The 15330-nt window shown below is 72.8% G+C and carries 15 protein-coding genes; 3 read left to right on the forward strand and 12 right to left on the reverse strand.

Features of this window, described 5'->3' with window-relative positions; genetic code table 11:
• Positions 1 to 39 precede the first annotated feature (39 nt).
• The gene (locus ACFY3I_RS09000; protein WP_390860018.1) at positions 40 to 1236 is read left to right on the forward strand and encodes a lactonase family protein; all 1197 of its coding nucleotides are present in this window, start codon (positions 40 to 42) and stop codon (positions 1234 to 1236) included.
• Here the strand turns inward: ACFY3I_RS09000 and ACFY3I_RS09005 are convergent.
• Together ACFY3I_RS09005 and ACFY3I_RS09010 are read right to left on the reverse strand one after the other, a co-directional pair.
• Positions 1204 to 1935, reverse strand: a complete 732-nt coding sequence (locus tag ACFY3I_RS09005) for a DUF2470 domain-containing protein (RefSeq protein ID WP_390860019.1) — start codon at positions 1933 to 1935, stop codon at positions 1204 to 1206. The two genes, ACFY3I_RS09000 and ACFY3I_RS09005, sit on opposite strands and share 33 nt — an antisense overlap.
• 90 nt (positions 1936 to 2025) lie before the next feature.
• Positions 2026 to 2631 (reverse strand): TetR/AcrR family transcriptional regulator, encoded by a 606-nt coding sequence (locus ACFY3I_RS09010; protein ID WP_390860020.1) that lies wholly within the window; start codon positions 2629 to 2631, stop codon positions 2026 to 2028.
• A 131-nt stretch (positions 2632 to 2762) separates the two neighbouring features.
• Here ACFY3I_RS09010 and ACFY3I_RS09015 point away from each other — a divergent pair, with 131 nt between their 5' ends.
• The gene (locus tag ACFY3I_RS09015; RefSeq protein ID WP_390860021.1) at positions 2763 to 4304 is read left to right on the forward strand and encodes a cytochrome P450; all 1542 of its coding nucleotides are present in this window, start codon (positions 2763 to 2765) and stop codon (positions 4302 to 4304) included.
• Here ACFY3I_RS09015 and ACFY3I_RS09020 read toward each other — a convergent pair.
• Positions 4263 to 5105 (reverse strand): pentapeptide repeat-containing protein, encoded by an 843-nt coding sequence (locus ACFY3I_RS09020; RefSeq protein WP_390860022.1) that lies wholly within the window; start codon positions 5103 to 5105, stop codon positions 4263 to 4265. The two genes, ACFY3I_RS09015 and ACFY3I_RS09020, sit on opposite strands and share 42 nt — an antisense overlap.
• 161 nt (positions 5106 to 5266) lie before the next feature.
• On the opposite strand from ACFY3I_RS09020, the gene ACFY3I_RS09025 reads away from it, so the two are divergent.
• Positions 5267 to 6349, forward strand: a complete 1083-nt coding sequence (locus ACFY3I_RS09025) for an aldo/keto reductase (RefSeq protein ID WP_390860023.1) — start codon at positions 5267 to 5269, stop codon at positions 6347 to 6349.
• Here the strand turns inward: ACFY3I_RS09025 and sigJ (ACFY3I_RS09030) are convergent.
• From sigJ (ACFY3I_RS09030) to ACFY3I_RS09070, 9 genes are all read right to left on the reverse strand, one after another.
• Positions 6343 to 7311 (reverse strand): RNA polymerase sigma factor SigJ, encoded by a 969-nt coding sequence (gene sigJ / locus ACFY3I_RS09030; protein ID WP_390860119.1) that lies wholly within the window; start codon positions 7309 to 7311, stop codon positions 6343 to 6345. The two genes, ACFY3I_RS09025 and sigJ (ACFY3I_RS09030), sit on opposite strands and share 7 nt — an antisense overlap.
• A 68-nt stretch (positions 7312 to 7379) precedes the next feature.
• Positions 7380 to 8078 (reverse strand): NAD(P)-dependent oxidoreductase, encoded by a 699-nt coding sequence (locus ACFY3I_RS09035; protein WP_390860024.1) that lies wholly within the window; start codon positions 8076 to 8078, stop codon positions 7380 to 7382.
• A gap of 89 nt (positions 8079 to 8167) precedes the next feature.
• Positions 8168 to 9061, reverse strand: a complete 894-nt coding sequence (gene sigJ / locus ACFY3I_RS09040; protein WP_390860025.1) for an RNA polymerase sigma factor SigJ — start codon at positions 9059 to 9061, stop codon at positions 8168 to 8170.
• Positions 9062 to 9159: 98 nt separating this feature from the next.
• The gene (locus ACFY3I_RS09045; RefSeq protein WP_365289476.1) at positions 9160 to 10461 is read right to left on the reverse strand and encodes an alpha/beta fold hydrolase; all 1302 of its coding nucleotides are present in this window, start codon (positions 10459 to 10461) and stop codon (positions 9160 to 9162) included.
• A gap of 97 nt (positions 10462 to 10558) precedes the next feature.
• Positions 10559 to 11584 (reverse strand): LacI family DNA-binding transcriptional regulator, encoded by a 1026-nt coding sequence (locus tag ACFY3I_RS09050; RefSeq protein ID WP_365289475.1) that lies wholly within the window; start codon positions 11582 to 11584, stop codon positions 10559 to 10561.
• Positions 11585 to 11685: 101 nt separating this feature from the next.
• Positions 11686 to 12006 (reverse strand): L-rhamnose mutarotase, encoded by a 321-nt coding sequence (locus ACFY3I_RS09055; RefSeq protein WP_390860026.1) that lies wholly within the window; start codon positions 12004 to 12006, stop codon positions 11686 to 11688.
• A 56-nt stretch (positions 12007 to 12062) separates the two neighbouring features.
• Positions 12063 to 13142, reverse strand: a complete 1080-nt coding sequence (gene rhaS, locus ACFY3I_RS09060) for a rhamnose ABC transporter substrate-binding protein (protein WP_365289473.1) — start codon at positions 13140 to 13142, stop codon at positions 12063 to 12065.
• Positions 13143 to 13257: 115 nt separating this feature from the next.
• On the reverse strand, positions 13258 to 14235 hold the full coding sequence (locus tag ACFY3I_RS09065) for an ABC transporter permease (RefSeq protein WP_365289472.1): 978 nt from the start codon (positions 14233 to 14235) through the stop codon (positions 13258 to 13260).
• A complete protein-coding gene (locus tag ACFY3I_RS09070; protein ID WP_390860027.1) occupies positions 14228 to 15304 on the reverse strand; it encodes an ABC transporter permease in 1077 nt (358 codons plus the stop codon). The genes ACFY3I_RS09065 and ACFY3I_RS09070 overlap by 8 nt, the downstream gene beginning before the upstream one ends.
• Between the last annotated feature and the right edge of the window lie 26 nt (positions 15305 to 15330).

A 15330-nucleotide genomic window follows, 5' to 3' on the forward strand; every position in this document is an offset into this window, starting at 1 on the left:
CCGTGACGAACGAGGTGACCGACGACCTGAGGTGCGGGCATGGGCAGGGGTACGGAAGCGACGCGCGGCGGCTGGAGCAGGCGTCGGTTCGTCGGTGCGGTGGCGGGCACGGCGGCGGTGGCGGCGCTCCCCGCCCCGGCGGCCGCGCCCGGGCGGAGCGACCCCGCACCGCGTCCGGCGGCCAAGTCACCGGTGGCCGCGCCCGCCGCACCGCGACCGCTGTATCTCGGCACGTACACCTCCGTGGACGGCGGCGGCAAGGGCATCGGCCTGGCCGTCTACGACCCGGAGACCGGCCGGATCACCGGCTCCGGCACGCTCACCGGCGTCGCCGACCCGTCGTACCTGGCCGTTCACCCGGACGGACGCACGCTGTACGCGGTGGACGAGCGCACGGACGGCGGGGTGACCGCCGTCCGTCCGGCGGACCGCCGGATCCTCGGCACCCGGAGCACCGGCGGGGCGGGGCCCTGTCATCTCTCGGTGCACCCGGGCGGCCGCTGGCTGCTCAGCGCCAACTACGCCTCGGGCAGTGTGGCCGTCCACCCGATCGACGCCACGGGTGCCCTCGGTGAGCGCACGGACCTGGTGACCCACTCGGACCCCGCGCCCGGCCCCGGTCAACAGGGCCCGCACGCCCACCAGTTCGTCACCGGCCCGGACGGCGGCCATGTCCTCGCCGTCGACCTGGGTACCGACACGGTCTACAGCTACCGGCTGGACCTCGGCAAGGGCACGCTCTCCGAGGTCGCCCAGGCGCACACCAGGCCGGGGGCCGGTCCGCGCCATCTGACGTTCCACCCCGGCGGACGGTACGCGTACCTGGCCAACGAGGTGGACGACACGATCGCGGTGTGCGGTTACGACGGGGACACCGGCCGTCTCACGATCGGCGCTCCCCAGTCCACCGGCAGCAGGGCGGGCACCACCAACTACCCGGCCCAGATCCAGGTCACCGCCGACGGGGCGTTCGCCTATCTGGCCAACCGGGGCGACAACACGATCGCGCGGTACGCGGTCGAGGCCGCCGGAGCCCGGCTGCGGCTGCTGGACACGGTGCCGGTGGCCGGTGACTTCCCCCGGCAGATCGCCTTGTCGCCGGACGGGCGGCTGCTGTTCGCGGCCAATCAGCGGTCCGGCACCGTGAGTGTCTTCGCCGTCGATCCGCGCGGCGGACTGCGGCTGACGGGCGAGCCGTTCGCGTCACCCGTCGCCGTCTGCGCGCTGCCGCTGTAGCGTCCGCGGGCAGGAGGCGGCGGCGCCGGCCTGGGTGAGCAGGACGTGCATGCGCTCGGTGAGCTGGGTGACGTCGTCGGCGGGCGCGTGGAAGGTCAGCCGTACGTCGCCGTGGGCGCGGGTGCGTTCGATGCGCAGGGTGATGCCGTGCCGGTCCACGGCGAGCGGCCGGACACGGGTCGCGGCGTGCAGGCTCTCGGGCTCCACGAGCCTGGTGAGCCGCTCGACGGCGTCCGGGTGGGCGTCGGCGAGGTGGGTGAGCAGGTGGGCCTCGGCTCCGGCCAGCGGGTCGGGGCGCGCGGCGGCGAACTCGTCGAGGTCGACCACGACGGCGCCGGAGGGCCGGCGCAGCACCACCCGGGTGGGCCGGAAGACGAGGTGCTCGCCGCAGGCCGTGAACCAGCCGGCCGTCCACAGCCGGGCCCTGATCCGGTTGCGCATCGCGACGGGCGCGACGTCGGCGAACTCCAGCACCGCGGACGGCTCGCCGCGCGGGGCGCAGATCGCGGCCGCGAGCAGGGCGCTGTCCTCGGGCACGTGCAGCAGCACCCGGCCGTCGTCGGCGACGGCGTGCGCGCCGACGAACTCCTCGCGTCCGCCGTCCGCGGTCACCCGGCACGACCATGCCGTGGCCAGCAGCGACCTGGCCTGCTCGGCCGCGCCGGGGCCGGCCGCCCAGGCCGTCTGTTCGTCACCCATCCCGAACCTCCTTAGGTAAGCCTCACCTAACTTAGCGAAGATCGGGGAGGACGCCAAGCACGGAGCGCGCCGCGCGCGGGAAGAAGGGGTTCAGGAGAGGACGCCCAGCAGCGCCCGCGCGCACAGGTCGCGCACCTGCTCCCGGCTCAGCTCCTCGGTGCGCAGCCACTCCAGACAGACGTGCGTGGTGAAGGCGAGCCAGCCGCGCACCGCCAGCCGGGTGTCGGGGCGCGCCTCCAGGGCGGGACCGAACTCGGGGTCGGCGGCGAGGGCGGCCAGGATCTGGCGCTCCTGGGCCGCCTGGGCCCGCCGGTAGACCCGGCGCACGGCCTGGTCGCCGGAGGCCTCGGCGCGATGGAAGGCGCGGAAGCCGTGCGCGTGCGTGTGGACGTAGTCGAGGTAGACGTCCAGGCCGGCGGCGAGCTGCTCCCGGGCGGAGACGCCGGGCTCGGCCGCCGTCATCCGCAGCATGCGCTCACTCTCCCGCTCCACCACCGCGGCGAAGAAGTCCCGTTTGGTCGGAAAATAGTGGTACAGCAGGCCCCGTGAGACGCCCGCGATCTCGGCGACCTGCTCGATCCACACCTCGTCGTACGGACTCTCGGAGAAGAGCCGGCAACCGACCGAGAGGAGCTGCTCACGTCGTTCCGCGGTACTGAGTCTGCGGCGGCTGCGCTCACCCTGGTTCGCGACCATGCCCGCACCTTACTTGACGCGGGTTCAACAACGGGACGAGACTGAGGCCGCCTATTGAACCCACGTACAACTGGCGGGCGGATCGATGGGCGACCAGCTCGACCTGCCGCAGTATCAAGGGAGATCGCGTCATGGCGGAGACGGCCACGCAGACGGCGAAGGGTGCGGACGGCCCGCTGCCCAGGGGGTTCAGGGGCGCCGAACAGGGCTGGCCCGAGCTGCACCGGATTCCGCACCCGCCGCACCGGCTCCCCCTCCTCGGCGACGTCCTCGGCGTCGACCGGCGCAAGCCGCTCCAGGACTCGATGCGCTTCGCCCGGCAGCTTGGCCCGGTCTTCCGGCGCAGGGCCTTCGGCAACGAGTTCGTGTTCGTGTGGGGCGCCCGGCAGGCCGCCGACATGGCCGACGAGTCGCGGTTCGCCAAGCACGTGGGCCTCGGGGTCGCCAACCTGCGCCCGATCGCCGGGGACGGCCTGTTCACGGCGTACAACCACGAGCCGAACTGGCAGCTGGCCCACGACGTCCTGGCCCCGGGTTTCAGCCGGGAGGCCATGGAGGGCTACCACGCGATGATGCTGTCGGTGGCCGGCCGCCTGACCGGCCACTGGGACCGGGAGCTCGCGGCCGGCCGCTGGGTCGACGTGCCGGCGGACATGACCAAGCTGACGCTGGAGACGATCGCCCGCACCGGGTTCGGGCACGACTTCGGCTCGTTCGAGCGGGACCGGCCGCACCCCTTCGTGACCGCGATGATCGGCACCCTCACCTACGCCCAGCGGCTGAACAGCGTGCCCTCGCCGCTGGCCCCGCTGCTGCTGCGGCAGGCCTCCCGGCGCAACGCGGGGGACATCGACTTCCTCAACCGCACGGTCGACGACCTGGTCGAGGAGCGGCGCGAGGCCGGACGGGGGGACGGTGACCTGCTGGACCGGATGCTGGAGACGGTCCACCCGGAGACCGGGGAGCGGCTGTCCGCGGAGAACGTGCGCCGGCAGGTGATCACCTTCCTGGTGGCCGGCCACGAGACCACCTCGGGCGCGCTCTCCTTCGCCCTGCACTACCTCGCCCTGGACCCGGAGATCGCCGCCAGGGCCGCCGCCGAGGTCGACCGCGTCTGGGGCGACACCGCCGCGCCGGACTACGACCAGGTCGCCAGGCTCCGTTACGTCCGCCGGGTCCTCGACGAGTCGCTGCGGCTGTGGCCGACCGCCCCCGCCTTCGCGCGCGAGGCCCGCGCGGACACCGTGCTCGCCGGGGACCATCCGATGCGCCGCGGTGCCTGGGCCCTGGTCCTGACCCCGATGCTGCACCGGGATCCCGAGGTGTGGGGCCCCGACGCGGAGGGCTTCGACCCGGACCGCTTCGAACCGAAGGCGGCACGCGGCCGGGCGCCGCACACCTTCAAGCCGTTCGGGACCGGCGCCCGCGCCTGCATCGGCCGCCAGTTCGCCCTGCACGAGGCGACCCTGGTCCTCGGGCTGCTGCTGCGCCGCTACCGCCTCGAGGCCGACCCGGACTACCGGCTGCGGGTGACCGAGCGGCTGACGCTGATGCCGGACGGACTGCGGCTGCGGCTGGAACGCCGCCGGCCCGCTCCGACGCCCCTGACCGTGCCGGACGACACGGCCGCCTCAGCGGGCGGCGGCTGCCCAGTGCACGGGGCGGGTGACTGACGCCGGCAGCCGGGTGCCGGCACTCCCCCGGGCCGAGTCCAGCTGCGGCTGGGTCAGGAAGAACGCGCCCGTGAGGTCCGCGCCGGTGAGATCGGCGTCGCGCAGGTCGGCGCCGATCAGCTCGGTGTCCCGCAGGTCCGCGCCGGTCAGGTCGGCGGCGATCAGACAGGCCCCGCGCAGGTTCGCGCCCCGCAGGCCGGCGCCCCGGAGCCGGGCACCCACCAGATCCGCGCCCCGGCGGTCCTTCGTCCGGCCCCGCACACCCGCGCGAACCAGCTCCCCGGCGCGCAGCAGTACCGCGTCGACCCGCCGCCGGTGGGCGGCCACGTCCAGGACGGCGAGTTCCTCCGGTGTCCCGAGGGCGAGTTCCTCGGTGGCCTCCAGCAGCAGCCGCGCGTCGCCGTGGACCGGGCGGGCGGCGGGCAGGCCGAGCGTCTCGGTGAGGTACCGGAGCAGTTCGTGCAGGTGCCGTACGACCGGGAAGACGTCGAACATCCGGCGGGCGTGCTCCGCGGTACCGGTACGCCAGTCCCGGCCGCCGAAGGTGACCTGCGAGACCCGCTGTCCCGCGCCGAAGCAGTCGTAGACCGTGCAGCCGCCGAATCCCCGCCGCCGCAGGTCGGTGTGGATGCCGCAGCGGTGGCCGGTGCCGAGGTTCCGGCAGGGTGTGCCGGCGGGCTTGGTGAGCGCGAAGTCGGCGGAGGCGGTGAACGGCAGCGCGACGCAGCACAGACCGAAGCAGCGGGCGCAGTCCCCGCGCAGCGCCTGCGGGAGGGACGGTTCGGACGCGCGTTCTGACATCCGCCCACCGTACCGAGCCGGGCACCCGCGACGCATCCGGGTTTTCCCGGGAACTAGGTAGGATCGTGCAAGTCTTCGGTGCGATCGCTCTAACGTTCACGCAGCTCAGGCTGGTTGGCTCAAGGAGTCGGATTCCCCTGCCAGCTTCCACGGAGCATGTCATGACACTCGACTCGTACGTCGGCCTCGGCCGGTCCGGACTCAAGGTGAGCCCCTTCTGCCTCGGGGCGATGAACTTCGGCGAGGACGGCGGCTTCGGCTGCTCGGTCGCGGAGTCGGAGCAGATCCTCCAGACCTATCTCGACCTCGGCGGCAACTTCGTCGACACCGCCAACTTCTACACCAACGGCCATTCGGAGGCGATCCTCGGCGACTTCCTGGCCGCCCGTCCCGGCCGACGCGACCGCCTCGTGCTGGCCACCAAGTTCTACGGCAACCTCCACCTCGGCGACCCCAACGGCGGCGGCGCGGGCCGCAAGGCGATCGTCGGACAGCTGGAGGACTCGCTGCGCCGGCTGCGCACCGACTACGTCGACCTGTACTGGCTGCACAACCACGACCGGTCCACCCCCGTCGAGGAGACCCTGCGCACGCTCGACGACCTGGTGACGGCCGGCAAGATCCGGTACGTCGGGTTCTCCGACACCCCGGCCTGGTTCACCGCCAGGGCCCACACCACGGCGCTGCTGCGCGGCTGGACGCCGGTGACCGCGCTGCAGATGGAGTACTCGCTGCTGGAGCGCACCATCGAGGGCGAGTTGCTGCCGCTCGCCGAGGACGCGGGGATGGGGATGCTGCCCTGGAGCCCGCTCAAGAGCGGCTATCTGTCCGGCAAGTACCGCCGCGGACAGGACGCGCCACCGGACGCCAGGCGGGCCGCGGCCGTCGGGCAGCCCAGCGAGGCCCAGTTCACCGTGATCGAGGCGCTCGCCGCCGTCGCCGAGGAGGCCGGCGCGAGCCCCGCGGCCGTGGCGCTGTCCTGGGTGCAGAACCGCCCCGGCGTCACCTCCACGCTGATCGGTCCGCGGACGCTCGGCCACCTGGAGGCGAACCTCGCCGCCCTGGACGTACGGCTGACGCCGGAGCAGACGGCACGCCTGGACCAGGTGTCCGCCCCCGTCCTCGGCTTCCCCCACGACCTCAACCGCCAGGTCGGCGCGATGCTCAAGTACGCCGGCGCCACGGTCGACGGAGTGCCGAGCGCGGTCTACCCGCCGCTGCTGGGGAGCACCGCGCGCTACTGACCGGCCGCCTCCTCGTCCGGTCGTACGTGGGTGAGCTTGTCGGGGTTGGTGACCACGTACACGCCCTGGACCCGGTCGCCGTCCGGTGTGAGGTCCAGGACCATCACGGCGTACGGGGACTCGCCCGTGAACAGCACCGCGGACTCGTCGCCGTTGACGCGACGGTGGTGGACGTCCAGGTGCCCGGCACGCCGGGTGGCGTAGCCGGCCAGCATGCGGGCGGCCTTCTCCCGGCCGTGCACCGGGCGCAGCCCGGCGGCCTGCCGTACGCCGCCGCCGTCGATCCACACCGTGACGTCCGGGGCGAGGATCTCCATGAGCGCCCGGAGGTCCCCGCCGAGGGCGGCCGAGACGAACCGCTCGGTCGCCTCCCGCCGGACCCGGGGGTGGGCGCGGTAACGGGGGCGGCGGGCCCGGACGTGGGCGCGGGCCCGGTGGGCGAGCTGGCGGACCGAGGCGGGGCTGCGGTCGAGCATGCCGGCGATCTCGGTGTGCGGGTAGCCGAACACCTCGTGGAGGACGAACACCGCCCGCTCCAGCGGGGTGAGCGTCTCCAGGACCACCAGCATCGCCATGGAGACCGTGTCGGAACGGACCAGGTGGTCGGCGGCGTCCGGCGCGTGGCCGGCGTCGGCGTCGCCGGCGCCGGCGACCAGGGGCTCGGGCAGCCAGGGACCGACGTACGTCTCCCGTCGGGAGGCGACCGTCGCCCGCCGGGCGAGCGCGTGGTTCACGGCGATCCGTACCAGGTAGGCCCGTGGGTTGCCGACCTCGTCCGACGGCGCCCGGCGGTTCCGGCCGGACCACGACAGCCAGGTCTCCTGGAGCACGTCCTCGGTGTCGGCGACGCTCCCGAGCAGGTTGTAGACGACGGAGAACAGCAGCTCGCGGTGGGCGACGAAGAGCCGGGTGGCGGTGTCCGGTGACCCGCCGTCCCAGCGCTCCCCGCTGCCCGGCGGCAGGTCCCGGGCCGGTTGCGCGGTGTGCGCCGCCTCGCCGGCGGACGTCGGCGGCCCGGTCGTGTCCGGACTCACGCGCGCCCCCCGAAGGCCTCTTTGCGGATGACGTCGAGGATGCCCGGGACGCCCGTGGAGGTGCGGACGTCGACGAAGGCGCGCACATGACGGTCGTCGACCGCCTCGCGCAGCAGCGCGTCGCCGAGATCCGCCCGTGAGGTGAACCGGCCGGGCAGCCGCGAGGTGGCCACCCGGTAGTCGCTCACCGTGTCCCCGTCGAAGAGGCCGGCCGGACGCACCACCGTCCACCGGTGGTCCCCCTCGCGCACGATCCCCTCCATCCGCCGCATGTCCTCGTACACGGTGCGCCCGACCGTGCGGGCGATGGAGGGTTCGAGCACCTTGCGGAAGAAGAACGTCTCCCCGGGGGCGGGCACACCGAAGAGCACGGTCGAACTCACGCAGACCAGGCGCCGGACACCGTGTTCCGTCATGGCCCGCGTGATGTGGGTGACGCCTTCGGAGTAGACGGTGACGGGCCGCCGGCCGTAGGGCACCCCGAGCGTCGAGATCACCGCGTCCTGCCCGGCGACGGCGTGGTCCACCGCGACCGGGTCGAACACGTCCGCGCCGTGCACCCGCAGGCGCCCGTCGGCGAGCGGGAAGTCCCCGGGGCGGCGGGTGACCGCGGTGACCGTGTGCCCTTCGGCGAGCGCCTGTGCGGTGACCTGCCGCCCGGTCGGCCCGTTGGCCCCGAATACGACGATCCTCATGTGTCCGTCCCTCTCCGTTCGACCTGTCCTGCACCTGAGAGGGGCCGGCGGCGGCGAGTGTGACATGCCGCCGCCGGACGGGACGCGCCTCACGCCTCCTGGACGGGCAGGTCGAGGTGTTCGAGGCGGTCCGGGTCGGCGAGGATGTACATCCCGGTGATGCGGCCGTCCACGACGGTGACCGCCGAGACCGACAGCGGGCGTCCCTCGGGCGCGGTGACCACGCCGACCGTGCCGTTGACGAGGACGAGCCGCGACCAGGCCGAGAACCGCCGGAAGGCGAAGGAGCCCTCGGCCACCGCCCGGGCCCCGCGCAGCACCTTGGAGGCGGCCGCGCCCCGCACCAGCGCGCCCGAGTCCACGCGCACCACCACATCGGGGTGGAGCACCGCGACCAGCGCCTCGAAGTCGCCGCTCCGGGAGGCGGCGAGAAAGGCCTCCAGGGCCTTGCGCTGCCGCCCGAGGTCGGGGTCGGCCGACGGGGTGGCCCCCTGTACCCGGCGTCGGGCCCGGCTGGCCAGCTGCCGGGTCGCCGCCGCGCCGCGTTCCACGATCGGCGCGATGTCGTCGAAGGGCACGGCGAACATGTCGTGCAGCACGAACGCCAGCCGTTCGTCCGGCTCCAGGGTCTCCAGGACGATCAGCAGGGCTATCCCGACGGAGTCCGCCTCCACCGCCTCCTGTTCGGGGTCCGTCGCGGACAGCGGCCTGACCACCGGGTCCGGGACGAACGTCTCGTCGATCGGCTGCTCCCGGCGGGCCGTGCGGGAGCGCAGCATGTCGAGGCAGACCCGGCCGACCACCGTGGTCAGCCAGCCGCCGAGGTTGCGGATCTCCTCCGCGTCGGTACGGCCGAGTCTGAGCCAGGCCTCCTGGACGGCGTCCTCGGCCTCGACGACCGAGCCGAGCATCCGGTAGGCCACCGCGCGCAGCCGGTCGCGGTGCTCCTGGAAGCGGCGGGCCAGCAGTTCGGTGTCGTTCATCCTGTCTCCCCGTTCGTCGGCCGGGGCGCCCGGCGGTGGCCGGGCGCCCTTCCGGCACACCGTCTTACCAGGCGGTGCGGACCGCGGGTGACAGGGGGTCAGGCCTCGTCGCGGGCGAGCGCGAGGAGCCGGTCCAGGACCCGCGGGGCGCCGGTGCGCACCCCGTCGTGCTCGAACTCGTCGGTGACCCAGGTGCGCAGGCCCCGGACGGCCCGCGCGGTCCGCAGCGAGTGCCCGGCGTCGACGTACATGTCGTCGTGGTAGACGGCGGCGGCGACCGGGACCTCGTTGGCGGCGAGCCGGGCCGGGTCGTACAGCGGCTGCCAGTCGGTGCGGGCGGCGAGCAGTTCGGCGGTCTCGCGCAGCGGGCGCAGGGACGGGTCGGTCTCGAACATCCAGGGGTGGACGGTCTCTCCGGTGAACAGCACCGGGGCGTCGTCGGCGAGCGCCTTGGCCGCGTCGAACTGCGGGAACTCGGCGCGCACCCGCTCGGCCGCCCAGGCGGTGGGACGGCTGTCCTGGCCGTAGACCGGCTCGTGGACGAGGGCGTAGAGCGGGTTGCCCGCGTACGACAGCAGGGACTGGACCTGTTCCTGGAAGGCGTCGGAGAGCTCGGGGCCGCCGGCGGTGCGGACGAACGCGTCCTCCAGCAGGAAGTGGAGGCGGTGGCTGCCGTCGCTCATGCCCAGCATCAGGCCGAGGGACTGGAAGGCCTCGACGGTGAGCCGGTAGCCGCCCGGCAGGACGACCGGGTGGTCCAGGAGGTGTTCGGCGATCCGCCGGGCCCGTTCGACGTCCATCGGGTAGCGGTCGTAGTGCGCGGCGACCTTGCGTTCGATGCGCGGGTAGGCGGCCCGGTAGACGTCGTCGGCGTGCGCGTCCAGGGACGGCAGCCCGCCGGTGATCAGGGAGGTGCGGAGTCCTTCCGGGAAGAACGACAGGTAGGTCACGGTGCAGAAACCGCCGAAGCTCTGGCCGAGGGTGGTCCAGGGGGCGCCGCCGGTGACCTGCGGGCGGATCGCCTCGCAGTCCCGGACGATCGAGTCGGCGCGGAAGCGGGCCAGGTGGTCGGCCTGGGCGGCGGGGCCGCCGCGCAGCGGCAGGGTCTGCCGGTTGACCGGGGTGGAGCGCCCGGTGCCGCGCTGGTCCAGGAGGAGTACGCGGTAGTCCTGGAGGGCCCGGTCGAGCCAGGCCTGCCGTCCGACGAAACGATTCGCCCCGAAGCCCGGGCCGCCCTGCAGATAGAGCAGCCAGGGCAGCTCGGCGTCCGCCCTGTCGCTCGCGACCGCCTCCCGGGCGTACAGCTCGATGGTCTCGCCGTCCGGATCGGCGTGGTCGACAGGGACGGTGAAGTGGCGGTCGGTGAGGACGACGCCGGGCTGGCGATAGCTGAGGCTCAACGTTTCTCCCGTGACGGACGGACGGTCGCGACCCAGTTCAGCACACGTCCCGGCCCCGGCCGCCCCCGGGATCATGAAATCGTTACTGAATAACCGATCAGCGGGCGGCGAGGCTGGAGCGCCGCACCACCAGTTCCGGCTGGAGCACCACCCTGCGGTGCTCGTGCGCCGGGCGTCCCTCCCCCTCCTCGGTCTCCTCCAGGAGCAGCTCGGCCGCCATGGCCCCCATGGTCACGGCCGGCTGGCGGACCGAGGTCAGCGGTACTGCGGCCGCGGCGGCGAACTCGATGTCGTCGTAGCCGACGATCGCCAGGTCGTCCGGGACGACCACGCCTGCCGCGTACAGAGCCTGCAGGACACCGAGGGCGAGCAGGTCGTTGGCGCAGAACACGGCGGTGGGCCGGTCGGCGAGGCCCAGCAGCCGGGCCCCCGCGTCCCGGCCCGCCGCGACGTCCAGGCGCTCCGTCGGCAGCTCGCGCAGCGCGTCGGGTCCCAGGCCCGCCTCGGCGAGGGCGTTCAGGGCGCCGGTGCGCCGGTCGCGGACCTGGTTGAGGCCGGGAGGCCCGCTGACGTAGGCGAGGGAACGGTGCCCGGCGTCGACGAGATGACGCACCGCGAGGGCGCCGCCCGCCACGTCGTCGACGCTGACCGAACACTCGGTGGTGCCCTCCGCGACCCGGTCGACCAGCACGAACGGGATGCCGTGCCGACGGAACGTCTCGATGTTGCGGCCCGTGGCGTCCGCCGGGGTGAGCAGGACGCCCCGCACCCGCTGCTCGGCGAAGAGCGCCAGGTAGTCGGCCTCCTCCCCGGCGTTCTGGGCGCTGTTGCAGACCATCACGCCGAGCCCGGCCTGCCGCGCCGCGCGTTCGGCGCCGCGGGCCACGTCCACGAAGAAGGGGTTGCCCATGTCGAGGACGAGCAGGCCCATGATCCGGCTGCGGCCCGCGCGCAGCTGGCGCGCGGACTCGCTGCGGACGTAGCCGAGCCGGTCGATCGCCGACTGCACCCGCGCCCGGGTCTCGCCGGCGACGGAGTCCGGACGGTTGATGACGTTGGAGACCGTGCCCACCGAGACTCCGGCGGCGCGGGCGACGTCCTTGATACCCACCGACTGGGCCATCGGGCGAGACCTCCAGGGAACGGTGGACGGCGCCTTCGCAGCGGGGAAGGGCACGTCCGGAAGGGCTTCACATTACGACATGACACGCAGACCGGCCCGGGTCAGGCGAGGTGGAACACCTCGGTGAGCGGCCGCATCGCCCGATCGGGCAACGCGCCGTCCGGCGACTCGAAGAACGGCCCCATCTCCGCCTGCCAGCGGGCGTTGACCTCGGTGGCCTCCATCGCGGCGCGGGCCGCCTCGAAGTCCTCCGTCTCCAGATAGCCGACCAGCAGGCCGTCCTCGCGCAGGAACAGCGAGTAGTTGCGCCAGCCGGTGGCGGTCAGCGCCTCCAGCATCCGCGGCCACACCGCGGCATGGCGTTCGCGGTACTCGGCGATCCGGTCCTGGCGGACCTTGAGGAGGAAACAGACCCGCTGCATCGACGCCCCTGCGCTCTCGGAAGGTGGACCGGTCCGTCGGAAGACGGACCGCTCTCTCAGAAGTCGAACCGGTCGATGTTCTTCGCGTCGAACACGGTCGGCTTGCCGAGGTTGATCACGCCGTCCTTGCCGATGGTGTACGTGGTGGAGCCGGCCTTGAAGGTCTCGCCCTCCTTGCCGGTGATCTGTCCCGAGGCCAGGGCGACGGCGGTACGGGCGGCGAGGTCGCCGAGCTTGGACGGGTCCCACAGCTCGAAGGCGTCGACGGTGCCGTTCTTGACGTACTGGCGCATGTCGTTGGGGGTGCCGAGGCCGGTCAGCCTGACCTTGCCCTTGTACTTGGAGCCGGCCAGGTACTGCGCGGCCGCCTTGATGCCGACGGTGGTCGGGGAGATGATCCCCTTGAGGTCCGGGTACTGCTGCAGCAGGCCCTGGGTCTGCTGGAAGGACTGCTGGGCGTCGTCGTTGCCGTAGGCGACCTTGACCAGCTTGACGTTCTTGTACTTCGGGTCCTTCAGCTCCTCCTTCATGTACCCGATCCAGGTGTTCTGGTTGGTCGCCGTCTGCGCGGCGGACAGGATCGCGATGTCGCCCTTGTAGCCGATCTGTTCGGCGAGCAGTTGCACCTCGGTACGGCCGAGGTCCTCGGCGCTGGCCTGCGAGACGAAGGCGTTGCGGCAGCCGGCGTCGGTGTCGGAGTCGTAGGTGACGACCTTGATCCCGTTGCTCATGGCCTGCTTGAGCGCGGTGCACAGGGCTCCGGGGTCCTGGGCGGACACGGCCATGGCGTCGACCTGCTGCTGGGTGAGGGTGTTGACGTAGGAGACCTGCCCGGAGGTGTCGGTGGCGCTGGAGGGGCCGACCTCCTTGTACTTGCCGCCCAGTTCGGTGAGCGCCTTCTCGCCGCCCTTGTCGGCGGAGGTGAAGTAGGGGTTGTTGACCTGCTTGGGCAGGAAGCCGACGGTCAGGCCCTTCTTGAGGGCCGCGTTCGGGTCGGCCTCGGCGGTGGAGGTGGCCGCCTTGTCGTCGCCCTTGGAGTTGTTCTTGGTGGTACCGCCGCAGGCGGTGGCGGCGAGGGAGAGCGCGGAGACGGCGGCGAGGGCGACGCAGGCGCGCCGGAGGGATGACTTACGCATGACGGTTCCTTCGGAGGTGAGGGGGACGGAGACGCGCCCTTGTCCTGGGGGCGCTGGGGCCCCGGCCGCGAGCCGGGGTGGGACTGCGCGATCGACGAATCACGACCCGCGGAGTTCAGGCGGCCCCGGTGGCCTTGTGCCTGGCGAGGGCGATCTGCCTGGCCACCCTCGGGCCCAGCACCGAGACGACGAGCAGCACGCCGGTCACGACGATCTGGGACTGCGCGGAGACGTTCAGCAGGCTCATCACGTTCTGGAGCGCCCCGAGCAGGAACACCCCCGCGATCGCCCCGCCGAGCGTCCCGCGGCCCCCGTCGAAGTCGATGCCGCCGAGCAACACCGCGGCCACCACGCTCAGTTCGAGCCCGGTCGCGTTGTCGTACCGGGCACTGGCGTAGTGCAGCGACCAGAAGATCCCGGTCGACGACGCCATGAAGCCGGTGGCCACGAACAGGATCAGCTTGTTGCGCTTCACCCGGATCCCGGCGAACCTCGCCGCCTCCTCGTTGGCCCCGACCGCGAACAGCGACCGCCCGAACGGCGTGGCGTGCAGCACCACCACGGCGATCACGAGGAGGACCAGGAAGGGCAGGAAGGCCCGCGGCAGGAACGTGTCGCCGAGCCGCCCGGCCGCGAAGTCGAGGTACTGGGCGGGGAAGTCGGTGACGGCGTCCGAGCCGAGGACGATCTGCGCGATCCCCCGGTAGGCCGCGAGCGTGCCGATGGTCACGGCCAGCGACGGCAGGCCCAGCCGGGTCACCAGCAACCCGTTGACCAGCCCGCAGGCCGCGCCGAGGAGCAGGCACAGCGGGATGATCGTCTCGATCGCCATGCCCTCGTTCCACAGCCGGCCCATCACCGCGCCCGAGAGCCCGGCGGTGGAGGCGACCGACAGGTCGATCTCACCGGCCACGACCAGCAGCGTCATCGGCAGCGCGACCAGGGCGATCGGAAGCGTGTTGCCGATGAGGAACGACAGGTTGAGCGAGTTGCCGAAGCCGTCCACGAAGCCGAAGGAGAACAGCAGCAGGACGACCAGCAGGGCGCCCACGACGGTGTCCCAGCGAATCGCGCGGATCAAGGACTCAGGCATGGCCGGCACTCTCCTTGCTGGTCGTGGTGGTCCTCTGGAGGGCCGACCTCTTCTTCAGCGCGGCCGCCACCCGCAGGGCCACGACCCGGTCGACGGCGATGGCGAGCAGCAGCAGGAGGCCGTTGATGGCCAGGACCCACACGGAGCTGACCCCCAGGGCGGGGAGCACGCTGTTCACGGAGGTCAGCAGCAGCGCGCCCAGGGCGGCGCCGTACACGCTCCCGGAGCCGCCGGTGAAGACCACGCCGCCGACCACCACGGCGCTCACGACGGTGAGTTCGTAGCCGGTGCCGGTGCCGGAGTCGACGTTGCCGAAACGGGCCAGGTACATGGCGCCGGCCAGTCCGGCGAGGGCGCCGCAGACGGTGTACGCGGTCAGGATCCGCCTGCGCACCGGGATTCCGGCCAGCCGTGCGGCCTCCGGGTTGGAGCCGAGGGCGTACAGCTCCCGCCCGCTGCCGAAGTGCTTGAGGTAGTAGGCGGTGGCGACCAGGACGGCGAGGGCGATCAGCGCCAGCCAGGGGACCGCCGCGAGCCCGCCGGAGCCGAAGTCGTTGAAGGCGCCGGGGAGATCGGCGGCCGTGATCTGCCGGGAGCCGACCCATATGGAGTCGACGCCGCGGATGATGTACAGCGTGCCGAGGGTGACGACGAGCGCGGGTACCTGGCCGAGGCTGACCAGAAGGCCGTTGAGCAGTCCGCACCCGATGCCGAGCAGCACGGCCAGCGCGATCGCGACGACCGTGCCGCCACCGCCGTGCAGGTAGTCGCCGGCGGCGAAGGCGGTGATGCCGAGCGTGGACCCGACGGACAGGTCGACGTTCCTGGTGATCACCACCAGGGACTGGCCGGTGGCGACCAGTACCAGGATGGTGGCGTTGAGCAGCAGGTCCTTGATCCCCTGCTGGGAGAGGAACTGGCTGTTGCCGGCCTGGGTGACGGCGATCATCACCAGGAAGACGACCAGGATGGCGAGTTCGCGCATCTTGAAGACGCGGTCGACGAGCCGGGTCCCGCTGGACCCGGGCGCCTCGGTGAGCGAGGTCGGTTCGGAGGTGGTCACCGTCATGCGGCGGCCCTCCTCACGGCGGTGGT

The organism is Streptomyces sp. NPDC001068 (genome assembly GCF_042897315.1).
Taxonomy (GTDB): domain Bacteria; phylum Actinomycetota; class Actinomycetes; order Streptomycetales; family Streptomycetaceae; genus Streptomyces.

What these genes read in the sequence shown, in the direction of transcription:
- ACFY3I_RS09000 (WP_390860018.1), top strand. Translation starts at nt 40, where the DNA reads ATGGGCAGGGGTACGGAAGCGACGCGCGGCGGCTGGAGCAGGCGTCGG.
- ACFY3I_RS09005 (WP_390860019.1), bottom strand. Translation starts at nt 1,935, where the DNA reads ATGGGTGACGAACAGACGGCCTGGGCGGCCGGCCCCGGCGCGGCCGAG.
- ACFY3I_RS09010 (WP_390860020.1), bottom strand. Translation starts at nt 2,631, where the DNA reads ATGGTCGCGAACCAGGGTGAGCGCAGCCGCCGCAGACTCAGTACCGCG.
- ACFY3I_RS09015 (WP_390860021.1), top strand. Translation starts at nt 2,763, where the DNA reads ATGGCGGAGACGGCCACGCAGACGGCGAAGGGTGCGGACGGCCCGCTG.
- ACFY3I_RS09020 (WP_390860022.1), bottom strand. Translation starts at nt 5,105, where the DNA reads ATGTCAGAACGCGCGTCCGAACCGTCCCTCCCGCAGGCGCTGCGCGGG.
- ACFY3I_RS09025 (WP_390860023.1), top strand. Translation starts at nt 5,267, where the DNA reads ATGACACTCGACTCGTACGTCGGCCTCGGCCGGTCCGGACTCAAGGTG.
- ACFY3I_RS09035 (WP_390860024.1), bottom strand. Translation starts at nt 8,078, where the DNA reads ATGAGGATCGTCGTATTCGGGGCCAACGGGCCGACCGGGCGGCAGGTC.
- sigJ (WP_390860025.1), bottom strand. Translation starts at nt 9,061, where the DNA reads ATGAACGACACCGAACTGCTGGCCCGCCGCTTCCAGGAGCACCGCGAC.
- ACFY3I_RS09050 (WP_365289475.1), bottom strand. Translation starts at nt 11,584, where the DNA reads ATGGCCCAGTCGGTGGGTATCAAGGACGTCGCCCGCGCCGCCGGAGTC.
- ACFY3I_RS09055 (WP_390860026.1), bottom strand. Translation starts at nt 12,006, where the DNA reads ATGCAGCGGGTCTGTTTCCTCCTCAAGGTCCGCCAGGACCGGATCGCC.
- rhaS (WP_365289473.1), bottom strand. Translation starts at nt 13,142, where the DNA reads ATGCGTAAGTCATCCCTCCGGCGCGCCTGCGTCGCCCTCGCCGCCGTC.
- ACFY3I_RS09065 (WP_365289472.1), bottom strand. Translation starts at nt 14,235, where the DNA reads ATGCCTGAGTCCTTGATCCGCGCGATTCGCTGGGACACCGTCGTGGGC.
- ACFY3I_RS09070 (WP_390860027.1), bottom strand. Translation starts at nt 15,304, where the DNA reads ATGACGGTGACCACCTCCGAACCGACCTCGCTCACCGAGGCGCCCGGG.